This is a genomic window from Rhodoferax sp. (assembly GCF_028714215.1).
Taxonomy (GTDB): domain Bacteria; phylum Pseudomonadota; class Gammaproteobacteria; order Burkholderiales; family Burkholderiaceae_C; genus Rhodoferax.
This window is the reverse complement of sequence record NZ_JAQTMS010000057.1, coordinates 12,652-34,278: the sequence shown is the minus strand read 5'-3', so window position 1 is coordinate 34,278 and position 21,627 is coordinate 12,652. Positions and strand designations below refer to the sequence as shown.

The window sequence follows — 21,627 nt, the reverse complement described above, 5'->3', positions numbered from 1 at the left end:
CATCCAGTTTCTCCTTTCGTTTGCTTGGCGGCTCACGATTGGTAGTTTCTGCGATGGACACCTACGTATATGTCAAACTCCTACTGCCACCCCGGCAAAGCCGGGGGATCTCCCATTTGATTAGACCCCCACGCTTGCCACTGCGTGTGCTGCGCGAGGCCTTGCAGGCCGCGGCTCGCGAGACGCTTCACCTCTGTCGCCTGTCCAAGCCTGCGCAGGCAGACTTGGAGCCGCAGGCTCCAGCCCCGAGGGGGCTCGCCTTGCTTGGGGCGGCCCGGCGCGGCGGCGGAACCAGGCCCTGACGAGAGCCTTATCTCACTCGTAGACAATCTCCGCCTTGCCCTGCTCAGCCTGCACCCGCCAACCGGCCAGCGCCGCATTGCTGGGGAAGAATTTGAAGCGCTCACCGAGTTGCAGTTCGGCCGAGGCCGCACCGGTATCGCCCTGACACGCCACGCCAAAGCGCAGCGCCAGGCCGCGCACCAGTTCGCCCTGCTCGGTCATCTCGCGCTGCGCCGGATAGTCCTTCAGCATGCGCCCCACATCCGGCACCTTGGCGCCCGGCCCGCAGTCCACCGCCACACGCAAAAACTTACCGAAGCGGCAACGTGCCTGCTCCAGCTCCCAAAGCTGCGTCACCGTCAATTGCATGCCGCCGGAAAACCGGTCCGGCTGCAGCTTGCCCATGACGATCACCAGCTCATCGTCTTTCAGCAGATTGCGGTGCGCATTGATCAAGGCCTCGTCGGCGCGGGCCTCGATGACACCGGATTTGTCGTCCAGCTTGAACAGCGCCAGCTTGCCGCGCTGGCCATTGATGACCCTGAAATCGGTGATGATGCCGGCCAGCAACTGCGGCTCCCGGGTGTCGATCAGATCTTCGATCCGGCGCTTGGCAAAACGCCGCACCTCCAGCGCCACCTCGTCGAACAGATGACCTGACAGGTAGAAACCGACGGCGGTTTTTTCATAGGTGAGGCGTTCCTTCACGCCCCAGGGCAGGGCCGCCACCAAATCCGGCTCCTGCGTGCTGGAGCCATGATCGTCGTCGCCGCCCAGGTCGAACAAACCGCCCTGGTTGGCATTGGCGAGCGCCGCCGCGCCAAACTCAAAGGCCCGGTCGACCGAGGCCAGCAGGCTGGCGCGGTTGAGCTGGATCGAATCGAAGGCACCGGCCTTGATCAAGGCCTCCACGGTGCGCTTGTTGATGCGGCTGCGGTCCACCCGCAGGCAAAAATCGAACAGGCTTTTGAAGGGTCCCACCACATCGCCGGAAGGACCGACGCCGCGTCCTTCGCGGGCCGCCACGATCGCTTCGATCGCTTGCTGGCCGGAACCCTTGATGGCACTCAGGCCATAGCGGATCATCTTGTCGGAGATCGGCTCGAAGCGGCTGACACCCCGGTTCACATCGGGCGGCTCGAACGACAGGCCCATCTTCAGCGCGTCCTCGAACAGGACTTTGAGCTTGTCGGTGTCGTCCATTTCCACCGTCATGTTGGCACAGAAGAATTCAGCCGTGTAATGGACCTTGAGCCAGGCCGTGTGGTAGGCCAGCAGCGAGTAGGCGGCGGCGTGCGACTTGTTGAAACCGTAGCCGGCAAATTTTTCCATCAAGTCGAACACCTCGTCGGCCTGGGCCTCGTTGATGTCGTTCCTGGCGGCGCCGTCGCGGAAGATCTGGCGATGCTTGGCCATCTCGTCGGCGTCTTTCTTGCCCATGGCGCGGCGCAGCATGTCGGCGCCGCCCAGCGAGTAGCCGCCCAGGATTTGCGCGGTCTGCATCACCTGCTCCTGGTAGACCATGATGCCGTAGGTCTCGGACAGCATCCCGGCCACCAGCGGGTGCGGGTAAATCACCTCTTCCCGGCCCTGCTTGCGCGCCACAAAGCTCGGAATCAGGTCCATCGGGCCGGGCCGGTACAAGGCGTTGAGCGCAATCAGGTCTTCCAGCCGGGTCGGTTTGGCGTCCTTGAGCATGCCTTGCATGCCGCGGCTTTCAAACTGGAACACGGCCTCGGTCTTGCCATCGGAGAACAGCTTGTAGACCTGGGGGTCGTCCAGCGGCAGGTTCTCGAAGGCAAAGTTCTCCTGGCCCTTGTGCCGCTGCACGATCAGGTTGCGCGCGATCTCCAGAATGGTGAGCGTGGCCAGGCCCAAAAAGTCGAACTTCACCAGGCCGATGGCTTCCACATCGTTTTTGTCGTACTGGCTGACCGCCGAGTCGCTGCCCGGCTGCTGGTACAGGGGACAAAAGTCGGTCAACTTGCCCGGTGCAATCAGCACGCCGCCGGCGTGCATGCCGACATTGCGCGTCATGCCCTCCAACTTGCGCGCCAGCTCCAGCAGGGTCTTGACGTCTTCTTCCTTGCTCTCGCGCTCAGCCAAAATCGGTTCCGCCTCGGTCGCATAGATGGTTTTGTCATCTTTTTTGCGATCCGGTGGCGGCAACTGCAGGCTGACGCTGACGCCCGGCTTGTTGGGTATGAGCTTGCTGATGCCATCGCAAAAGGTGTAGCTCATGTCCAGCACGCGGCCGACGTCGCGCACCGCGGCGCGCGCCGCCATGGTGCCAAAGGTGACGATCTGGCTGACCGCGTCCTTGCCGTATTTTTCCTTCACATAATCAATCACCCGGTCCCGGTTACCCTGGCAAAAGTCAATATCGAAGTCCGGCATGGAGACCCGCTCGGGATTCAGGAAGCGCTCGAACAGCAGGTTGTAGCGCAGCGGATCGAGGTCGGTGATCTTCAGCGAATAAGCCACCAGCGAGCCGGCGCCGGAACCCCGCCCCGGGCCGACCGGACAACCGTTGTTCTTGGCCCAGTTGATGAAGTCGCCCACAATCAGGAAGTAGCCCGGGAAGCCCATTTTCAGAATGGTGCCGATCTCGAACTCCAGCCGCTCCAGGTAGCGCGGCTGCTCACGCTGGCGTTGCGCCGGATCGGGGTAGAGATGCGCCAACCGGTCTTTCAAACCCTCGTGCGAGGCATGGCGGAAATATTCTTCCGGCGTCATGCGCTGGCCATCGACCTCGGGCGTCGGAAAATCCGGCAACTGGGGTTTGCCCAGCGTCAGCGTCAGGTTGCAGCGCCGGGCGATCTCCAGCGTATTGGCCAGCGCCGAGGGCAGATCGGCAAACAGCGCCTGCATCTGGGCGGCGGACTTGAAATACTGCTCACGGGTGAAGCGGCGCTGGCGCCGCGGGTCGGCCAGAATTTCCCCCTCGGCAATGCAGACCCGTGCTTCATGCGCTTCATAATCGTCCTCCCGTGTGAACTGCACCGGGTGCGTGGCGACCACCGGCAGGCCCATGCGCGCGGCCAGTTGCACCGCGGCCGTGACATGGGCTTCGTCATCGGGGCGGCCGGCACGTTGCAACTCGAGGTAGAACCGGTGCGGAAAAATGCCGCCCAACTGCAAGGCACCATCCAGTGCCCGGGCTTCGTCGCCCTGCACCAGCGCCTGCCCCACCGGTCCGGCCTGCGCACCCGACAAGGCAAGCAAACCCTGACTGAGTTCCTTGAGCCAATCCAGCCTGACGCTGGCTTGCGCCTTGCCCGCATTGCGCGTCCAGGCGCGCGCCAGCAGTTCCGACAAATTCAGGTAGCCCTGCCGGTTTTGCACCAGCAACACCAGGCGCGACAAGGTGGTTTCGTCCTGACCCAAACCTTCCAGCCAGATCTCGGCGCCAATCAGCGGTTTGACGCCGCGCTTGCGCGCCTCCTTGTAAAACTTGATGGCGCCAAACAGATTGCTCAAATCCGTAATGGCCAGGGCCGGTTGCCGGTCCGCGGCAGCACATTTGACAATATCGTCGATGCGATTGGTGCCGTCGATGACGGAAAATTCGGTGTGGAGGCGCAGGTGGACAAACATAGCTTATATTGTAGGAAGTTGGCTGTCTGCGCTCCCGCCATTTTTGGCGTCGCCGACGCAAGCTGAACAATAATAAAAGTGGCAAGGTGAAAGTCTTGAAGATTCTCGTTGTCGATGATCATGCCCTGGTGCGGGAAGGTTTGCGCCAGGTTCTCAAGGGGCTCGATGAGCAAGTCGAGGTGCTGGAGGCCGCCCACTGCGTCGGCGCCTTCGAAATCGCGGCACAACACTGCGACCTCGACCTGGTGCTGCTGGATTACCACCTGCCCGACATGAATGGGCTTGACGCGCTGACGATATTCAGCGAAAAACATCCTGAACTGCCGATCGTCATGCTGTCGGGCTCGGTCAACCCGCAGATCGCCCGCAAGGTCATGCAGCGCGGCGCCTCCGGCTTTATCACCAAAGCCAGTCTGAGCAGCAAACTGTTGTCGATTCTGAGCCGGGTGCTGGCCGGCGAGGTGTATCTGCCGACGGAGTTGCTGAGCGCGGGCAGTCTGCCCTGCGAACCGGAGGCGGACGCGGCGCCCCTGCTTACGTCGCGCCAGGAAGAGGTCTTGTACCTGCTGCTGGAGGGGCGATCGAACAAGGAAATAAGCCAACTCCTGCAACTCTCGGACGAAACCACGAAGAATCATGTGACCGGTGTGCTGCGTGCTTTTGGCGTGCAAAACCGCGTCCAGGCGGTTCTGGCAGCCGCTCAGCTGGGCTACGTCAAGACCTCCCCATCGGTTTGATCGGGCGCCGTCAAGCGGCGAATCAGGCTGCGCAATTTGGCCGGACGCACCGGTTTGTGCAGCAAGGTCAAACCGGCATCCTTGGCCGCCTTCAACAAATCCGGGTCGGTATCGCCACTCATCAAACAGGCTGGAATCGGCCGACCCGCCGCGGCGCGCAGTTGGCGCACCGTGTCGATGCCATTTTCCCCGTCCAGCAAACGATAGTCGCTGATGATCAGGTCGGGCAGCAGCCCGTCCTTGAGTTGCCACTGCGCCGCCGTCAACCCCTCGGCCTGGACCACCAAAGCGCCCCAGGACACCAGCAAACTCACCAGCCCCTCACGCGCCAGGGCATCGTCCTCTATCACCAGCACCACCAGACCGACCAGATCTTCAAGTGGCTTGACCTGCGGCGGGCCGGGCCGTTCCATGGCAGTTCCAGGGGGCAATAGCGGGACCTCGATGCTGAAGCGGGTACCGGTTCCGGGGCGCGAGCGCAATTGCACCCGATGCCCCAGCAACTGGGCCGTGCGCTCCACAATATTGAGCCCCAGCCCCATGCCCTTGCCACGGTCGCGCTCCAGGTTGCCGACTTGATAGAACTCCTTGAAGATGGCCCGCTGGTGCTCCGGCGCAATGCCGATACCGGTGTCCCAAACCTCTATGCTGGCGCGCTTGCCATCGGCCCGGACGCGGCAGGCCAGCAGTACACCGCCGGCCTTGGTGTAACGCAAGGCGTTACCCAGCAGGTTCAACAGGATGCGATGCAGCAGCGTCGGATCGCTCAGCAACCAGACCTTGGTCGGTCGAATCCGCAGGCGCAAGCCTTTGTCAAGGGCGGTCAGGGTCAGTTCGGCGCCCAACTGGTCAAAAATATCGGCCAATGCGAAAGGCTGCACCTGAACCTGAACCGTCATCGCATCGAGGCGCGAAATGTCGAGCAAGCCATCCAGCAAATCCTGCAACGCCAGCACCGCGTTTTCCATGTTCTTGATCAGATGGGTAGTCTCCGCACTGTGCGCAAATTGCTGCAACCGCGCGACAAACATGCCCAGCGCGTGGGTCGGTTGTCGCAGATCATGGCTGGCCGCTGCCAGAAAGCGCGACTTCGCCAGCGTCGCGGTCTCCGCTTCCTCTTTTTTTTCACGCAAGGCCGCCGTCGCCGAAGCAATCCGCCGCTCCATTTCGTCGCGACCCGACTCCAGACGCCGGGCCATCTGATTGAGTCCAAGCTGCAAGTCGCGCAGCGGATCATCCGGCAGCACCTCCGCGCGCACCGTCAATTCGCCCTGCCCGATGCGCTCTATCATGCGCGAGACGCGCGCCACCGGTTCGATGACGCGCCGACCCAGACGCAGCGCCAGCAAACCACCCAGCAGCAATCCGGCCAGACCCAGCGCCAGCCCCAGCCAGAACAGTTCCCGCTCGCGCAGACGCACCTTCTCGTGCGAAAACTCGATCAGCACATGCCCCAGGATTTTCGGTGCCGCCATGGTCTCACTGGTCTTGGCATCGAACGGATCGTCCAGCTTGAGCTGGCTGACGGTAATCGGTTGCACTAGCAGGTCGGTGTCATTGTCCGGGTTGTAGTCCAGTGTTTCCTGCCGACCCAGATGTGCCGGCAAGGTGTAGCCTGGCAAGCCGACATTGACCAGCACTTCACCATCCGCATTGAGAATCGTCACCGCGCGCACATCCGCCTCTCGCAAGGCGCCCCGGGCCACGGTTTGCAGATGGGCGATATTGGCGGAGAACAAGCCATACTCGCTGGCAGCCGCCAACTGGTGGGCCAGGGAACGAGCCCCCTGACTGTGTGCCTCCTGTTGGTCGCTCACCCGCGCCACCAGAAATGCCGCCACCAACAACACCACAATCAGCGTCACCGGCAGCATGGCGGCCCACAGGATGCGACTGCGAATATCGCCCATTCTCATGGTGCCCCCTCGCTGCGCCGCAACTGTTGGCGCAAGGTTTCGGCATCCAGCGTCAAACCGAGTGAACGCGCCACGTGCTGGTTGACGGCAACCTGGAAGTCGTGGGAGTAAACCGGCGTCGCCGGCAGAACCTTGCCTTGCAGCACCGGACGGACCAGCGCCGCCGCTTGCTGGCCAATCTGGGTCGGCGTCACGTGCAAGGCCAGCAAGGCGCCGGCCCGCACATAAGCGGGTGAGAACGCCAGCATCGGCACCTTGGCCCGAAAAGTGGTCAGCAGGATATTCTGGATGCTGTTGCTGTTATAGACCTGCGGGTCGGCCACCGCCAACAACACATCGGCCTCTTCCAGGATTCGCTTCAAGCCGGCAAAAATCAATTCATCACGCTCGACACTGGCCTCCACCAGTTCCAACCCACTGGCCTGCACCAGGGCTTTCAAGGCCGGCGCCTGGGCTTGCGATTCAGGCCCCCACAGCACGCCGATGCGACGCGCGGCGGGCAAGGCCAGGCGCATCAGTTCAATCTGGCGACTCAAGGGCTGACTGAGATAAAGAGCCGAAAACTGGGACGACGGCTTGCGCCCGCTGGTCCGCAGAACACGCTCAAAACTGCTGCGCGGCAACAGCGTGCACAGCACCGGCGCCCGGGTCTCGGCCTTGGCCAGCGCCAGCGCCGCCTCGGCACCCAGTGTCACGAACAATTTGGGTGATGCTGGCCGCAGCGCCGACCACTCGCTGGGGGTCAGCAGCAACACCTCGTTGCGCGCCACGCCGGCACGCTCCAGTTCATCGAGCATGGCCTGGGCCGTTTCAAGGTAGGCGGTGCTGCGCTCGCTGCTGACAATCACCAGCGTCGCCGCGGCGTGGGCGCCAAAGCCGGCAAAACACCCGAGCCAGAGACCGACGATCAGGAGCCGCAAGGACGCCAGCATGGACCGCGCTCTAATTTTGCAGCCGCAGGGTCATAAAAGCCCGCCGTCCAAACGCAAACGCCGGCGCAAAATCCGGGTAGGGCGAACCCAGGTTCTGAATCACCAGGGCCAGTTCGCCCCGTTGCTGGTTCCAGTGCAGCGGTGCCGCCAGCCGCAAGTCGGTGCGGGTGATCGCCACCTGGTCAAAGCGACCCGCCCCCTGCAGGGTGACCGTACCGCTGTCCTGATGCATCAGACTCAGATCCAGGTTACCGGGCAGCTTCTGAAAATAGGTGAGGGTGTTGGCCAGCCTGGGCGCCGCCAGGGCCAGACCGGTGTCGGATCTCAGGTCCCCATTGATCAGACTGCTATGCACCATGGCCTGCGTGAGCAGGAACTGCGCACCCTGCCAGGGTTGCCATTTCAACTGGTATTCAATCCCCTGCTGGGAGAAATTATCGACGTTGGCGTAGTCCCTGGGCTGGGTGGCATTGAGTTGACGAAGAAACCCACCGATCTGCTCATGAAAAACGCGCACATCCAGATTCAGTCGCAGCGCCGGGAAGACGCCCAGATAACCTAGTTCACGGGCCAGCACGCTTTCGGCCTGAACCTGACCGCTGGCCAAGGTCCCGACCTTAAGCAGTTGGCCGTTCCAGAAATAGCGTACATCGGCAAATTGTTCGTAGGTACTGGGGGGTCGGTAAGCTCGCGAGCTACCGACGCGCAGCGTCTGCCCGTCCGCCACGTGCCAATTGAGCATCAGCCGCGGCGCCACCGTGTTGCCGCTGGCGCTGCTTCTTTCCGCCATGGCGCCGGCATTGAGCACCAGATCCCGGGCCGGTCGCCATTCCAGGTTGCCAAACAGTCTTGAGAAATCCGTGACCAAGGCGGCATCGGTGTTGTAGGCCGGCCTGGAGATCGACTGCTCGCGCCGCAATTCACCACCCCAGACCAGCCGCAGGCGCGAACCCTGACGCCAGCTGTGCTGCAAGGACACGGTGTCGTTGCGCGCCCTGCCGCTGGCATCGATCGCCAGGCTGCCATCGATGCCCAGCGCTAGCAATGAATAAGGGAAGCTGTCCTGGTAAGACTCCTGCACATGGGAATAACTCAATGCGATATCCTCATCCTCATTCAAAGTGCGACGCCAATCGAGTTGCAGATAGCCGGTACCGTAACGGGTATCGCGCGCCAGATCGTCGACGTTGTCGGGAACACCCTTGCCGGCATTGAGCACCAGGCCACCGGAGCGCAACTGCAAATCGTCGCGGGGGTTGAGACGGACATCGGCCCGAAAATTGACGCGATCAAGCTGGTTGTGACCGTTCGAGCCCAGCAGTCCGGCGTCCGAGCGACGATCCAGCCCGAGACGGAAAGTGGCGTTCACAGCACCCCAGCCCAGGCTGGCGCGGCCATCGCGAATACCGTTCTCGCCGACGCTCAGACTGGCCTGGGTACCCAGCGTATCGGCACTGTCACGGGTAACGATATTGATCACGCCCAGAAAAGCGCGAGCGCCATAAGCCGCCGAGTTGGAGCCGCGCAGCACCTCGATGCGCTCTATGTCCTCCAGCGCCACCGTCTGCAAGCCCGGCTCGATGCTGCCGATGAAATACGACGAGTAGGCCGATCGGCCATCCACCAGAACCTGAAGACGGTTCGAGTAGCTGCCAAAACCGCCGTGGTAGCTGGCCTGCGGCGCAATCCGTTCAAAAGCCATGCTGCTCTGAAAACCGGGCACCAGGCGCATCAGGTCCGCCACATCGCGGGCACCCGACAGGCGGATCATGTCGCGGTCAATGACGGTGACGGCACCTGGCGTTTCATCGAGTCGCTGCGGCAGACGCGAAACCGACAGGACCACCGGCAGTTCGGTCAAAAAATCCTTCTCGGACACAGACAGCGGTGTTTCCGCCGAAGCCAAGCTAAGCCAGCCGAGCAGCGCGCTCAGGCAGAGTGATCGGTTCATGACAGCTCCAATTGTTCTTTTCGCTTGCAGGCACTGATTTTGCCTTGTCGGCGGCAGGGCTTGTGCCGCTTTGCAGCCAAACTTGGTTTATATTGCAACAACTTGACTGTGCCCGTCCTTGCCATGTTCACCTTCCCGAGTCGGGTCAGCCCCGCTGGGGCGAACTTTACCGAGAGTCACCCATGACCCTGCTTTCCAGCGGACAGCCGACGCCCAGCAGTCGCTTCAGCCCCGGCCGCGTCGCCTTGCTCTACGCGATTTTTGCGGTCCTGTGGATCGTCGCGTCAGGCTACCTGCTGAACTTCACCGTTGACGATCCGCAACTTCACAACCGCATCGAAATCGCCAAGGGTCTGGCGTTTGTTGCCGCCACCGGCAGTCTGCTTTACCTGCTGCTCAAGGGGTGGCATGCGTCCTTGAACGCCGCAACAGCATTGCCGGCCAACGCCGCCACACCGCTGTCAACCAGCCGACTGGTGCTGCTGTTGGCCGCTCTGGCACTGGTCGTGCCACTGATCGGGTTGGCGATCATCAAACTCCATGGCCCGCAGATCGAGCAAGACGCCTTCACCAGTCTACAGAGCATTGCCCGCCTGAAGTCCGATCAAATCGAAAACTGGCTGGCCGAGCGGCACGGCGACAGCCTGGCGCTGGCCGCCGACGACGATTTCGCTGTGCAGGTGGGGCAGTTTGTGCATCGGCAAACCGATGCCAAGCTGTCCCGGCTGATTCTGGATCGACTGGGCAATCTGCGCACCTCCTACAGTTACGACAGCATCCTTTTATTCGATACCGGCGCGCGGCGCCTGCTCCTGCTGGGTAACGAGGATGACAACACCCCGGCACTGCAGAAGCAGTTGCGCCAGGCACTGCTCAGCAAGCAGGTGCAACGCGGGGAACTGTACCGCGACGAAGCAGGGCATATCCATCTGGACTGGGTAGTGCCCGTTGCCGGCCCCCAGGACCAGAGTCCGGTGGCGGCGGTGGTGTTGCGCGTTACCGCCCAGCGTTTTCTTTTTCCCTTGATCAAGACCTGGCCGACCGCCAGTCCCAGCGCCGAAACCCTGCTGGTACGCCGCGACGGCGAAGCGGTGGTTTTTCTCAACGAGCTGCGTCACCGTCAAAACACCGCCCTGACCCTGAAGCTCTCCCTGGCCGAACCGGAACTGCCGGCCGCCATTGCCCTGCGGGCCGCCAAGCCCGGCACGACGCCCGGCCGCGACCACCGGGGTGTCGCCGTGCTGGCCGCTTACCGGCCGGTGCCAGGCACCGACTGGTCCATCGTCGCCAAGATCGATCAAGCCGAAGTGCTGGCGCCACTGCGCGAGCTGGTGCTGTGGGTCAGTCTGGTGGCCTTGTGCGCCATCGTGGCGCTCAGTGCCGCGCTGCTGTTGCTGTGGCGTCAGCAATTGCGCCTGCAGAGCCTGGCCTTGCTGGCGCAAAAAACCAGAACGGACCGTTTGTTGCAAAGCTCGTTCAATGAAATCTACCTGTTCGATGCCGACTCGCTGCTGTTCCTTCAAGTCAGTGAAGGGGCCAGGCAAAACCTGGGCTACTCGGCCGCTGAACTAAGCCGCTTGACGCCGCTGGACCTCAGAGCCTCGCTCACCCGGGAGAGCTTCGAGCAAATGCTTCGCCCGCTACGCACCGGCGAGCAGCCGTCCCTGCTGTTCGAGACGCGTCTTCGACGCAAGGATGGCTCGTCCTATCCGGGGGAAGTGCGTCTGGAACTGATGCGAGCGGAACGCCTGGTGTTTCTGGCCGTGATTCAGAACATCACCGAGCGCAAGGCCGCCGAGGCCAAAATTCTGCGCCTCAGCCAACTCTATGCCGCCTTGAGCCAGTGCAATCAGGCCATCGTGCGCTGTGCCAGCGAGCAGGAGTTGTTCCCGCAAATCTGCCGCGACGCGGTGCAGTTCGGTGGCATGAAAATGGCGTGGATCGGTCTGCTCGACCCGAGCCGCACCAGCGTACGCCCGGTCGCCAGCTTCGGCGCTGGTGTCGATTACCTGCCAGACATCGAGATTTCGGTTGACGCCGCCAGTCCCTACGGACAAGGGCCCACCGGCAGCGCGATCCGTGACAACCAGCCGTTCTGGTGCCAGGATTTCATGCATGACCCGCGCACCGCTCCCTGGCGCGAGCCCGGCGCACGCCATGTCTGGGGCGCCTCGGCAGCGCTGCCACTGCGCCGCCACGGCGTCGTGCTGGGCGCGCTGACACTGTATGCGGGAGAAGTCGACGCCTTCGACGAGCCGGTACGCCAGCTGCTGATTGAAATGGCGACGGACATCAGTTTTGCGCTGGACAACTTCGCGAGCGAAGCCGCGCGCCAACAGGCCGAGAACGAAGCCCAACTTTTGACGCAGCGAATCAATCTGGCGACCGAGGCCGCCTGTATTGGCATCTGGGACTGGAATCTGGTGACCGATCAGTGGTTTGCCACCCCCACTTATTTCACGATGCTGGGATACCACCCTGACGAGGGTTTTGCCAACCGCAACCTCTGGATTGAGCGAGTCCATCCGGAGGATGCGGATTACATCAAGGAAAAGATCCGCGCGGCATTGGCCGGAAATGACGAGCTCTACCAATACGAGGCCAGGGTACGCCACGCCGACGGCGTTTACCGCTGGGTCAGCGTCATCGGACGCGTTGCGGAGCGGGACGTCAATGGCAAGGCCAGCCGCATGCTGGGGGTACGGATGGACATTACCGAGCGCAAGCGGGCGGAGCAGGAACTGCGCGTGGCCGCCACCGCTTTTGAAGCCCAGGAAGGCATCTTCGTCACCGATGCCGACAACGTAATCCTGCGCGTCAACCAGGCGTTTACGCGTTTGACAGGGTGCAGTGCCGAGGACGCCGTCGGCCAGACGCCCGCTCTGCTCAAGTCCGGCCGGCATGAGCCGGATTTTTATCGGGAGCTGTGGGAGCGGCTCAATCGCGACCAGAGCTGGCAAGGCGAAATATGGAACCGCTACAAGAACGGCGAGGTGCACCCCCTGCGGCTCGCCATCAGCGCCACCAGCAACGCCAAGGGACAGGTCACCAACTACATTGGCACCTACTACGACCTCACCCAGAGCAAGGAAGCGGACGACAACATCCGCTTGCTGGCCTTCTTCGATCCGCTCACCGGCCTGCCCAATCGCCGCCTGCTGATCGACCGTCTGCAACAGTCCCTGGCGGCCAGCGCACGCCACCAAAATCACGGCGCGCTCCTGTTTATCGACCTCGACAACTTCAAGACGCTCAACGACACCAGGGGTCATAACATCGGCGACCTGTTGCTGCTCGACACGGCCCGCCGGCTGCAGGCTTGTGTGCGTGAAGGAGACACCGTGGCGCGGCTGGGCGGCGATGAATTCATCGTCATATTGGAAAATCTGAGCGAGGACATTGAGCACGCCGCGGCCCAGACGGAAGCTGTCGGCGAGAAGATCCTGGCCGCCATCCGCCAGCCTTATTGGCTCAACGGCTACGAACACCATTGCTCCACCAGCATCGGCATCAGCCTGTTTCGCAACCAGGAAATGACGGTCGACGAACTGCTCAAACGAGCCGACGCCGCCATGTACGAGGCCAAGAACGCCGGGCGCAACACCTTGCGTTTCTATGACCCCGCAGTGCAGGTGGCGCTGGAAGCCCGCACCGCCCTGGAAAACGATTTACGCAACGCCCTGGCGGAAAACCAGTTCCGGCTGCATTACCAGATGCAGGTCGACCAGCGCGGTCATATTCATGGCGCCGAGGCGTTGATACGCTGGCAGCACCCCGATCGCGGCCTGGTCTCGCCGTTGGACTTCATCGCGCTGGCCGAGGAAACCGGTCTGATTTTGCCGATCGGGCAGTGGGTTCTGGAAACCGCTTGTGCCCAGCTCCAGGCTTGGGAAGCCGACCCGCTGACAGGCCAGTTGCAAATCGCCGTCAACGTCAGCGCACGCCAGTTCCGCCAAGCCGATTTCGTCGCGCAAGTGCAACGAACCTTGCGTCGGCATGCGGTTAAATCGAATCGGCTGAAGCTCGAACTGACCGAGAGTCTGGTGCTGGACAACGTCCATGACACCATCGGCAAGATGCAGGCACTCAAGGAGGTCGGGGTGCGTTTCTCGCTGGATGACTTCGGCACCGGTTATTCATCGCTTTCCTACCTGACGCAGCTGCCACTCGACCAGTTGAAGATCGACCAGTCCTTCGTCCACAACATTGGTACCAAATCCACCGATTCGGTGATTGTGCAGACCATCATTGGCATGGCCAACACCCTGGGAATGGAGGTGATTGCCGAAGGCGTGGAGACCGAGCAGCAGCGCGCCTTCCTTGAGCGGCACGGCTGCGCGCTGTGCCAGGGCTACCTGTTTGGCCAGCCGGTGCCGATTGCGGAGTTCGAGGCAAGCTTGAAGCAGCGGCCTCAGTTCACCCACTCCGCAAGCAACTCCTTCGCCAACGGGCCAATGCAGTGACTGCGTCGGCCTCTATCAGCCCCGGAACCTGGCCGCCACCTCAGCCACACGCTGGCCAAACAGACGCGCGGTTTCGAGGTCGCCCGAATTCATTTCCCCAGCACTGGCGTCACCCGGCGTCTGGGCCATGGGGCCAGCCGAGGAGGCGAGGTAATTGACATCGCTGCGTTGCGACGCCTTGGTGTTGTTGTAATTCAGACCGGTGCCCGCCCAGACGCCGCCGTGTTGCATCGCCAGCGTCATGAAATAGTGCAGCGTGGAGTGCTTGTCGCCGTTGACATTGGCACTGTTGGTGAAGCCGCCGAAGATCTTGTCCTTCCAGGCCTGGGTGTACCAGGGTTTGGATGACGCGTCGGCAAACTTCTTGAACTGCCAGCTGACACTGCCCATGTAGGTTGGTGAGCCGAAGATGATGGCGTCTGCCGCCGCCAGGGTGTCCCATGCGCTTTCGGGCACATTGCCGTCGGCGTCAATCGGCACCAGCTCGGCGCCGGCGCCTTCTGCCACGGACTGCGCCATGCGCAAGGTGTGACCATAACCCGAGTGAAAAACCACTGCTACTTTTGCCATTTGAATACTCCTTGACTGCGGTTGAAAAAGGAAGTCCGCAATCTGCGTGCTTCCCGGGAAAACAGGACAAACAATTGAAATCAGTCGGCGCGCTTGGCGTCCACACTCCAGGCGCCGGCGCCGTAAGCGGCCAGCACCAGCAGGCCACCGACCACCGCGATGTTCTTGTAGAACATCAGTTGCTGCACCATCGCCTGGTCCACCGGCACGCCCCAGAAATTGTGGAACACAAAGGTCGCCACCAGCGTGAAGGCGGCCAGTGCCAGCGCCGCGATACGGGTCTTGAGCCCGACGATCAGCGCCAACGATCCGCCGACTTCCATGATGATGGCGATCACGACGCCCAGTTCGGGCAGTGGCAGGCCTTTGGAGGCAATGTAGCCCGCGGTGCCGGAAAAACCGGCGATTTTCGAGATGCCGGCCGGCAAAAACAGCAGCGCCAGCAACAAACGCCCGACCAGGGCCAATGGGTTTTGAAAAGAGGTCGTCATGTCAAGTCCTTTAAGAGAAAAAATGGAGGGAGAGGAAAGATCAAAAATTCAGGCCGCCAGGTCGAACACCAGCACTTCGGCGTCCCTGGCATGGTTCAGCGCGAGCTGACTCTCGCCTTCGATCAAGGCCGCATCGCCGGTGCTCAGTGCCACCCCGTTGACATCGAGTTGGCCCCGCACCAGATGGACATAGGCCTTGCGTGTCGGTTTCAGCGCCAGAGTGGCGCTCTGAGCGCCGTCCAGCAAAGCCGCGAAAAGACGGGCGTCGGCGTGGATGGTGACAGAGCCTTGCGCGCCATCAGGCGAGGCCAGCAAACGCAACTGCCCAAGTTTTTCGGTGTCTGCAAAAGTCTTTTGTTCATAGCTTGGCACGATGCCGGTCATGTTGGGCTCAATCCAGATTTGCAGGAAATGCGTGGTGACGGCGGGCGCGTGGTTGAACTCGCTGTGTTGCACGCCGCTGCCTGCACTCATGCGCTGAACGTCGCCCGGCGGAATGCCCTTGACGTTGCCAATGCTGTCCTTGTGCGCCAGATTGCCTTCCAGCACGTAACTGATGATTTCCATGTCGCGGTGGCCATGCGTGCCAAAACCGGTGCCTGGGGCAATACGGTCTTCGTTGATGACGCGCAGATTGCCCCAACCCATGTGCTTGGGATCGTAGTAGCCGGCAAACGAAAAACTGTGAAATGACTTGAGCCAGCCGTGGTCGGCATAGCCGCGCTCCGCGGATTTACGAATCGTCAACATCAGAAGTACTCCTTTACCACCTTGCGGGACAGACCTTTAGCTCTGTCCTCAACCGTTTGTGCTTGCGGGGCAGACCTTTAGCTCTGTCCCCAACCATTTGTGCGGGACCGGTGTTCAGAACTGTCCCTGCCGCTGGTGAGAACTTTAGGTGTACCGGGGACTTCGGCAATCCATGGCATTTGATGGCATCATTCAAATAATTCGAATCAAAATCAAGCTTTAGTGATCGCCGGCTGACCCTCAAGTCAAGTCGGCACCCTACGGAGAAGCCCATGCCAACTGCCCGCGATGCCTTGACGCCGGACGCCCTTGCCATGCTGCAGACCATCGCTGCCAGCGGCAGTTTTGCCGCCGCTGCGCGCAACCTGGATCTGGTGCCCAGCGCCCTGACTTACCGGGTGCGCCAGATCGAAGACGCGCTGGACGTGCTGCTGTTCGACCGCAGCTCGCGCCAAGCCCGCCTGACCGAAGCCGGCGCCGAGTTGCTGCGCGAGGCAGCCCGCTTGCTGGATGACATCGATGCGGTGGCGAACCGGGTCAAGCGCGTCGCCACCGGCTGGGAGCCGCAGTTGACGATCGCCGTCGACAGCATCATCGCCAAGGCCACGGTAATGGAGTTGTGCGAGAGTTTTTTCGCACTCAATCCGCCGACCCGCATCAAGCTGCGCGACGAAACCCTGTCCGGCACGCTGGCGGTACTGATCGCGGGCCAGGCCGATCTGGCGCTGGGTGTGGCTGACTCAAGCACCCAGGCCGGCATTCACGGCAAGCCGCTGGGCGATGTGAGTTTTGTTTACGCGGTAGCGCCGCATCACCCGCTGGCCGGTGCACCCGAGCCGCTGACAGACGAATTGATCCGGCAACACCGGGCCGTGGCGGTGGCCGACACGATCAGCCGCGGCGGCGGCATGACTTTTGGTTTGCTGGGCGGACAAGACGTTTTTACGGTGGCCACCATGACGGACAAGCTGGACGCGCAGTTGCGTGGCCTGGGCAGCGGCTTCGTACCCGAATGCATGGCCCGCGCCTACATTGAAACCGGTTGCCTGGTGGTGAAACGGATGGAACGCCCGGAGCGCATTGTGCGGGTCAACTATGCCTGGCGCAGCATCGCCAAGACGGACCATGGCCGGGCTCTCAAGTGGTGGCTGGCCCAGCTTGAAAGTCCGGCCACCCGCTCCGCTTTACTGGAGCGGCACCGAGGCGTGTAAAGTGCAACCCATACAACAACGCTTGGAGTTAACGTTCATGATCTCATCCACATCCAAAAGCAAAGCCAAATCGGAACCCCAATCCAAGCACATTGCCATCATCGGCTCCGGCATGGCGGGCGTCGCCTGCGCCCGTACCCTGGTGCAAGCGGGCCACAGCGTGACCCTGTTTGAGAAAAGCCGGGGCGTTGGCGGGCGCATGGCGACGCGCAGCAGCGCATTCGGCAGCTTCGACCATGGCACCCAGTATTTCACCGTGCGCGACGCCCGCTTTGCGCGAGCGCTGCAAACAGTGCCTGGCCTGTGCAAACCCTGGAGTGCCAACACGGTGCGCGTGCTCGACGAGCATGGTCAGGTAACAGCCGCCGGCTTGCCGGCGCAGGAAGCGCACTGGGTGCCGACACCGACCATGAATGCCCTGCTCGGTCACTGGGCACTGCCGCTGCTGGAGCAGCACCGGGTCGAACTCGAAACCCGGGTCAGACAATTGGACCGCGACGCCCTCAACCCGCACCAGTGGCAGCTGCATACCGAGGGTCCCGGCGGCGCCCAGCACGTGTATTCCGGTTTCGATGCGGTGCTGCTGGCGATCCCCGCCGAACAAGCGCGTCTGCTGCTCAATACGTCGCAGCAAGCCGACGGGCTGGCGCAGCAAATCGACCGGGTGCAGGTGGCCCCCTGTTGGACCCTGATGCTGGCTTTTCCACAAGCCATGCAACCGGATCTCTCGGCGCTGGGACCGCAATGGAATGCAGCCCGCAGCACGCACCACCGGATTGCCTGGCTGGCACGCGAATCCAGCAAACCGGGGCGCGGCGCGGTGGAGCGCTGGACCGTGCAAGCCAGCGCCGCCTGGTCGCAAGAGCATCTGGAAGACGAGGCCCCGCGGGTGCAGGCCAAGCTGCTCAAGGCGTTCTCGGAAATCACCGGTATCCGGGCCGAGCCGGCCTACGTCGATAGCCGGCGCTGGCGCCATGCCCAAACCACCCAGCCCCTGGGAAAATCCCATCTGTGGGATGCCAAAAGCGGCATCGGCGTCTGCGGCGACTGGTGCCTTGGGCACCGCGTGGAAGACGCATTTGTCTCCGGCCTGGAGCTTGCACTGACGGTAGCGTGATGGGGTGATAAGCGTGGGAGCAAGGTACAGAGGTCGCTTTGCCCCCTCCCCGACCGGGCCGCTGCATGCCGGCTCGCTGGTGGCAGCGCTGGCCAGTTGGCTCGACGCCAGGGCCCATGCCGGCCAATGGCTGGTGCGCCTGGAAGACGTAGACACCGCGCGCTGCGTAGCGGGAATGGACCGCATCATCCTGCAACAATTGAGCGAGTGCGGTCTGCACGCCGACGCAGCACCCGTGTGGCAATCGCAACGCAGCGGGCTTTACCAACAGGCGCTGGAGCAGCTGGTGGCACGCTCCCTGGCCTATCCCTGCAACTGCTCGCGCAAAGACATCGAGGCCGCGCTGGCCCGCCTTGGCCAGGATCACCCGCGGCACGCGGAACTGGTTTATCCGGGCAGTTGCCGCAACGGCCTGACCAACCGCTCCGACGCAACCGGCGCCGGCGGCCAGCGCGCTGTGGCATGGCGACTGCGCACCGATGCCAGCCCGACCCTTCATTGGATGGACCGCCGCCTGGGTGCCCAGCAACAGGATGTGGAGGCCGAGGTCGGCGACTTTGTACTCAAGCGCGCCGACGGCTGCTTCAGCTACCAGCTGGCAGTGGTACTGGATGACGCGGCGCAAGGCATCACCGACGTGGTGCGCGGTGAGGATCTGGTCGACAACACGGCGCGCCAAATCCTGCTGCAACAACGCCTGGGCCTGCCGACACCGCGCTACCTGCACACGCCGCTGGTGCTGGGCGCCAACCGTGAGAAACTGTCCAAGCAGAACGGCGCACAACCGGTCGACACCAGCGATCCTCTGAGCGCACTCAATCGTGCCGCCGATGTATTGGGCCTGCCGGAGAAGACCGGTACCCTGAGTGCCGCCCTGCACGATTGGGTCAGGGCCTGGAAAACGAGCCCTGCGATTTCCTTCTGACCGCTCGTTACCCGCGCCGCCCATGAAGCGCTGGATCAGCCTGGCCGACGTGCACAAGGTGCTGGGCGTCACGGCCACTGAACGGGCACTCGCGCAGACCTATCCAGGTCGATTGAAAAGCATGGGGGAACCGGCCGAAACGCATATTCGCGACGACGCGCTGGTCATCCATCTGGGCCAGAAGAAGCAGGCGACCGCGCTCAGGTTCAGAACCTGGGTCGAGCGAAATATCGCGCTCCCGGGGCGAACCATCCGCCAGAGATTGGGCATCCGGTCGGATAATCAATAACTCATCAATTTCCAATCTCTGGAATCCTGCTCCGTGACCGATCCAACCCAATCCTGCGCCGCCGCTACGCCGGCCGCCGCGCCCAGCCGCCGCGTCAAAGGCTGTTTGCCCGAGGGCGTGGCTTATCCGAAAGAAATCAAGAGCTTCGTGCGCCGTGCCGGCCGCACCACCACGGGCCAGGCCAAGGCGGTCGCGGACATCGGTCCGCAGTTTTTATTACCTTACCAGACAGAGCTCCTTGATTTTTCCGCTGCCTTCTCGAGTGCCGTCGCGGACCCCGGACAGGTTGAGGCCGTGAATCGGCCCGTCATTCTTGAGATCGGCTTTGGCATGGGCGAGGCCACGGCGCACATTGCGGCGCTGCTGCCGGAGAAAAACTTTCTCTGCTGCGAGGTGCACCAACCCGGCGTCGGTGCCCTGCTCAAGCGCATCGGCGAGCAAGGCCTGCGCAACGTCCGCATCGTGGCGCATGACGCGGTCGAAGTCATAGACCACATGCTGCCGCTGCAAAGCCTGAGCGGCGTGCACATCTTCTTTCCCGACCCCTGGCACAAGAAGAGGCACAACAAACGCCGCCTGATCCAAAGCCCTCTGATTGCCAAGCTGGCGGCCCGCCTCAAGGTCGGCGGCTACCTGCATTGCGCCACCGACTGGCAACCCTATGCAGAGCAAATGCTGGAAGTGCTGAGCGCCGAACCCTTGCTCAAAAACACCGCGGCGCAAACCCATCCGGAACTGGCCGGTTACGCACCGAAGCCGTATTACCGGCCACTGACCAAATTCGAGAACCGCGGCATCAAGCTCGGCCACGGCGTCTGGGATGTCGTGTTTGAGCGCATCTAGCCCTTTCAAACCGGCGGCCCGCGGCGCTGTCGGGCCTAGTTGCGTCGGCTTGCCGGCCGGACCCTGGCCGACCATGCTGGCCTTCTTTGCCCAACGCTTCCCCGCCATCCCGCAGGATGTCTGGCAACAGCGCATGGCGCAGGGTCTGGTGATCGATGAGCTGGGCGTGGCGGTCACGCCGCAGCGACCCTACCAAGGCCATATACGCGTCTACTACTACCGCGCCGTGGCGACGGAGCCGCGCATCCCGTTTGACGAGGAGGTGCTGTTCCAGGACGAGCATCTGGTGGTGGTCGACAAGCCGCATTTCTTGCCGGTCGTGCCATCGGGCAACTATCTGCAGGAAACCCTGCTGCTGCGGCTCAAGCAGAAGCTGGGCCTGGCCGCGCTGACGCCCATCCACCGCATTGACCGCGACACCGCCGGCCTGGTGTTGTTTTCGGTGCGACCCGACAGCCGTGCCCGCTACCACGCCTTGTTCAGCCAGCGCCAGGTGAAGAAGAACTACGAAGCGATCGCCCCCTGGCGCGACGACCTGGCGTTGCCATTGACGCGGGAGAGCCGGATTGTCGAGGCCCACCACTTCATGCTGCAACATGAGGTCAGCGGCCCGGTCAACGCCATCACGCGGGTGGCCGTGCTGGAGGTGCAAGGCGCGCTGGCCCGCTACGCGTTGACCCCCGTGACCGGCAAACGCCACCAGTTGCGCGTCCACATGGCGGCACTGGGCCTGCCGATCGTCGGCGATGGCCTCTACCCGACGCTCACGCCTGAGGGGCAAATCGATTACCGGAACCCCTTGCAATTGCTGGCCAAATCAATCTCGTTTGTCGATCCGGTCAGTGGTGAGCAACGGTATTTCGAGAGTCGGCGCCGACTCAATGGGGTTTGAAGCCGCCAGCACGCCGCGCAACTTGAGAATTGTCAAACTGCAAGCCCCCTGGACTTCTACAGTGCACTCAGAATGAATACTTCGAACCGACAGGTCAGCGCCATCAGCGGGCAACCGATACCGCCGGAATTGCCGCCGGTGCCGTTTCAGACGCCCCCGGACCAGGACCCCGGCACACCACCCGCCCCGCCCGAACCGGCACCGTTCGAGCCGGCACTGCCGGACACCGAACCGAGCACGGTACCGGCACCCAAAGCTTGAGTGGACAGCTGCCAAGTTGGTGAACGCGTGAGTGCCACGCCAACGATGTAAGCCACGCTAAGCAGCGCCGCCATAAAGAACAGCGGACGCCGCGCTTGGGGCGTGTGCTTGCCCAAGGCATAGTGGCCCAGCACGATGTAGAGCAACAAGGCCAGCACCTTGGCGGTCAACCAGCTTTGCTCAAAAGGGTATTGCGCGCTGCGCCAGGCCAGCCACAAGGCGGAACTCAGTAGCAGGGTGTCGACCAAGTGCGGCGCCACGCGCAGCAGGCGCCACTGGCGCCATGGCCTGGACTGCAACTGCAGCGTACCGCGCAGCGCAAACAGACTGATGCTGAGCACGACACAGGTGACATGCACGGTTTTGACAAAAAGGTAATCCAATGCGGCGAAGTCCATGC

Annotated in this window: 16 protein-coding genes; 8 read left to right on the top strand and 8 right to left on the bottom strand. The window is 62.5% G+C overall.

What is annotated here, in order from left to right:
* Positions 1-315 precede the first annotated feature (315 nt).
* Positions 316-3,879 carry a DNA polymerase III subunit alpha gene (gene dnaE, locus PHS32_RS19995; protein ID WP_301080894.1) on the bottom strand — a complete coding sequence of 1,188 codons (3,564 nt, stop codon included), beginning with the start codon at positions 3,877-3,879 and terminating at the stop codon, positions 316-318.
* Between the two features lie 86 nt (positions 3,880-3,965).
* Here dnaE and PHS32_RS19990 point away from each other — a divergent pair, with 86 nt between their 5' ends.
* On the top strand, positions 3,966-4,616 hold the full coding sequence (locus tag PHS32_RS19990; protein WP_301080893.1) for a response regulator transcription factor: 651 nt from the start codon (positions 3,966-3,968) through the stop codon (positions 4,614-4,616).
* On the opposite strand, the gene PHS32_RS19985 is transcribed toward PHS32_RS19990, so the two are convergent.
* The 3 genes from PHS32_RS19985 to PHS32_RS19975 are packed head-to-tail and all read right to left on the bottom strand — an operon-like array spanning position 4,589 to position 9,415.
* Positions 4,589-6,532 carry an ATP-binding protein gene (locus PHS32_RS19985; protein ID WP_301080890.1) on the bottom strand — a complete coding sequence of 648 codons (1,944 nt, stop codon included), beginning with the start codon at positions 6,530-6,532 and terminating at the stop codon, positions 4,589-4,591. The genes PHS32_RS19990 and PHS32_RS19985 overlap by 28 nt on opposite strands.
* Positions 6,529-7,464: an ABC transporter substrate binding protein gene (locus PHS32_RS19980; protein WP_301080887.1), complete on the bottom strand. Its 936-nt coding sequence runs from the start codon at positions 7,462-7,464 to the stop codon at positions 6,529-6,531. The genes PHS32_RS19985 and PHS32_RS19980 overlap by 4 nt, the downstream gene beginning before the upstream one ends.
* A gap of 10 nt (positions 7,465-7,474) precedes the next feature.
* Positions 7,475-9,415 carry a TonB-dependent receptor gene (locus PHS32_RS19975; RefSeq protein WP_301080885.1) on the bottom strand — a complete coding sequence of 647 codons (1,941 nt, stop codon included), beginning with the start codon at positions 9,413-9,415 and terminating at the stop codon, positions 7,475-7,477.
* Between the two features lie 182 nt (positions 9,416-9,597).
* Here PHS32_RS19975 and PHS32_RS19970 point away from each other — a divergent pair, with 182 nt between their 5' ends.
* Complete coding sequence (locus tag PHS32_RS19970) at positions 9,598-13,878, top strand: EAL domain-containing protein (protein WP_301080883.1); 4,281 nt, start codon at positions 9,598-9,600, stop codon at positions 13,876-13,878.
* Positions 13,879-13,893: 15 nt separating this feature from the next.
* Here the strand turns inward: PHS32_RS19970 and PHS32_RS19965 are convergent, their stop codons facing one another.
* The 3 genes from PHS32_RS19965 to PHS32_RS19955 form a co-directional block, all read right to left on the bottom strand.
* Positions 13,894-14,448, bottom strand: coding sequence for a flavodoxin family protein (locus PHS32_RS19965; protein ID WP_301080882.1), 555 nt, complete (start codon positions 14,446-14,448; stop codon positions 13,894-13,896).
* Positions 14,449-14,528: 80 nt separating this feature from the next.
* Complete coding sequence (locus PHS32_RS19960; protein WP_301080881.1) at positions 14,529-14,939, bottom strand: DoxX family protein; 411 nt, start codon at positions 14,937-14,939, stop codon at positions 14,529-14,531.
* Positions 14,940-14,987: 48 nt separating this feature from the next.
* Positions 14,988-15,689, bottom strand: a complete 702-nt coding sequence (locus PHS32_RS19955) for a pirin family protein (RefSeq protein ID WP_301080880.1) — start codon at positions 15,687-15,689, stop codon at positions 14,988-14,990.
* Between the two features lie 272 nt (positions 15,690-15,961).
* Here PHS32_RS19955 and PHS32_RS19950 point away from each other — a divergent pair, with 272 nt between their 5' ends.
* The 6 genes from PHS32_RS19950 (at position 15,962) to PHS32_RS19925 (ending at position 20,966) form a co-directional block, all read left to right on the top strand.
* Positions 15,962-16,900: a LysR substrate-binding domain-containing protein gene (locus tag PHS32_RS19950; RefSeq protein WP_301080879.1), complete on the top strand. Its 939-nt coding sequence runs from the start codon at positions 15,962-15,964 to the stop codon at positions 16,898-16,900.
* 37 nt (positions 16,901-16,937) lie between these two features.
* Positions 16,938-18,017: an FAD-dependent oxidoreductase gene (locus PHS32_RS19945; RefSeq protein ID WP_301080877.1), complete on the top strand. Its 1,080-nt coding sequence runs from the start codon at positions 16,938-16,940 to the stop codon at positions 18,015-18,017.
* A 13-nt stretch (positions 18,018-18,030) separates the two neighbouring features.
* On the top strand, positions 18,031-18,942 hold the full coding sequence (gene gluQRS / locus PHS32_RS19940; RefSeq protein WP_301080875.1) for a tRNA glutamyl-Q(34) synthetase GluQRS: 912 nt from the start codon (positions 18,031-18,033) through the stop codon (positions 18,940-18,942).
* Positions 18,943-18,964: 22 nt separating this feature from the next.
* The gene (locus tag PHS32_RS19935; protein ID WP_301080873.1) at positions 18,965-19,231 is read left to right on the top strand and encodes a hypothetical protein; all 267 of its coding nucleotides are present in this window, start codon (positions 18,965-18,967) and stop codon (positions 19,229-19,231) included.
* Positions 19,232-19,336: 105 nt separating this feature from the next.
* A complete protein-coding gene (trmB, locus tag PHS32_RS19930) occupies positions 19,337-20,074 on the top strand; it encodes a tRNA (guanosine(46)-N7)-methyltransferase TrmB (protein WP_301080896.1) in 738 nt (245 codons plus the stop codon).
* Positions 20,052-20,966, top strand: a complete 915-nt coding sequence (locus tag PHS32_RS19925; RefSeq protein WP_301080872.1) for a pseudouridine synthase — start codon at positions 20,052-20,054, stop codon at positions 20,964-20,966. Before trmB ends, PHS32_RS19925 begins: the two co-directional genes overlap by 23 nt.
* Before the next feature lie 146 nt (positions 20,967-21,112).
* On the opposite strand, the gene PHS32_RS19920 is transcribed toward PHS32_RS19925, so the two are convergent.
* Positions 21,113-21,625 (bottom strand): SirB2 family protein, encoded by a 513-nt coding sequence (locus PHS32_RS19920; protein WP_301080870.1) that lies wholly within the window; start codon positions 21,623-21,625, stop codon positions 21,113-21,115.
* Positions 21,626-21,627 lie beyond the last annotated feature (2 nt).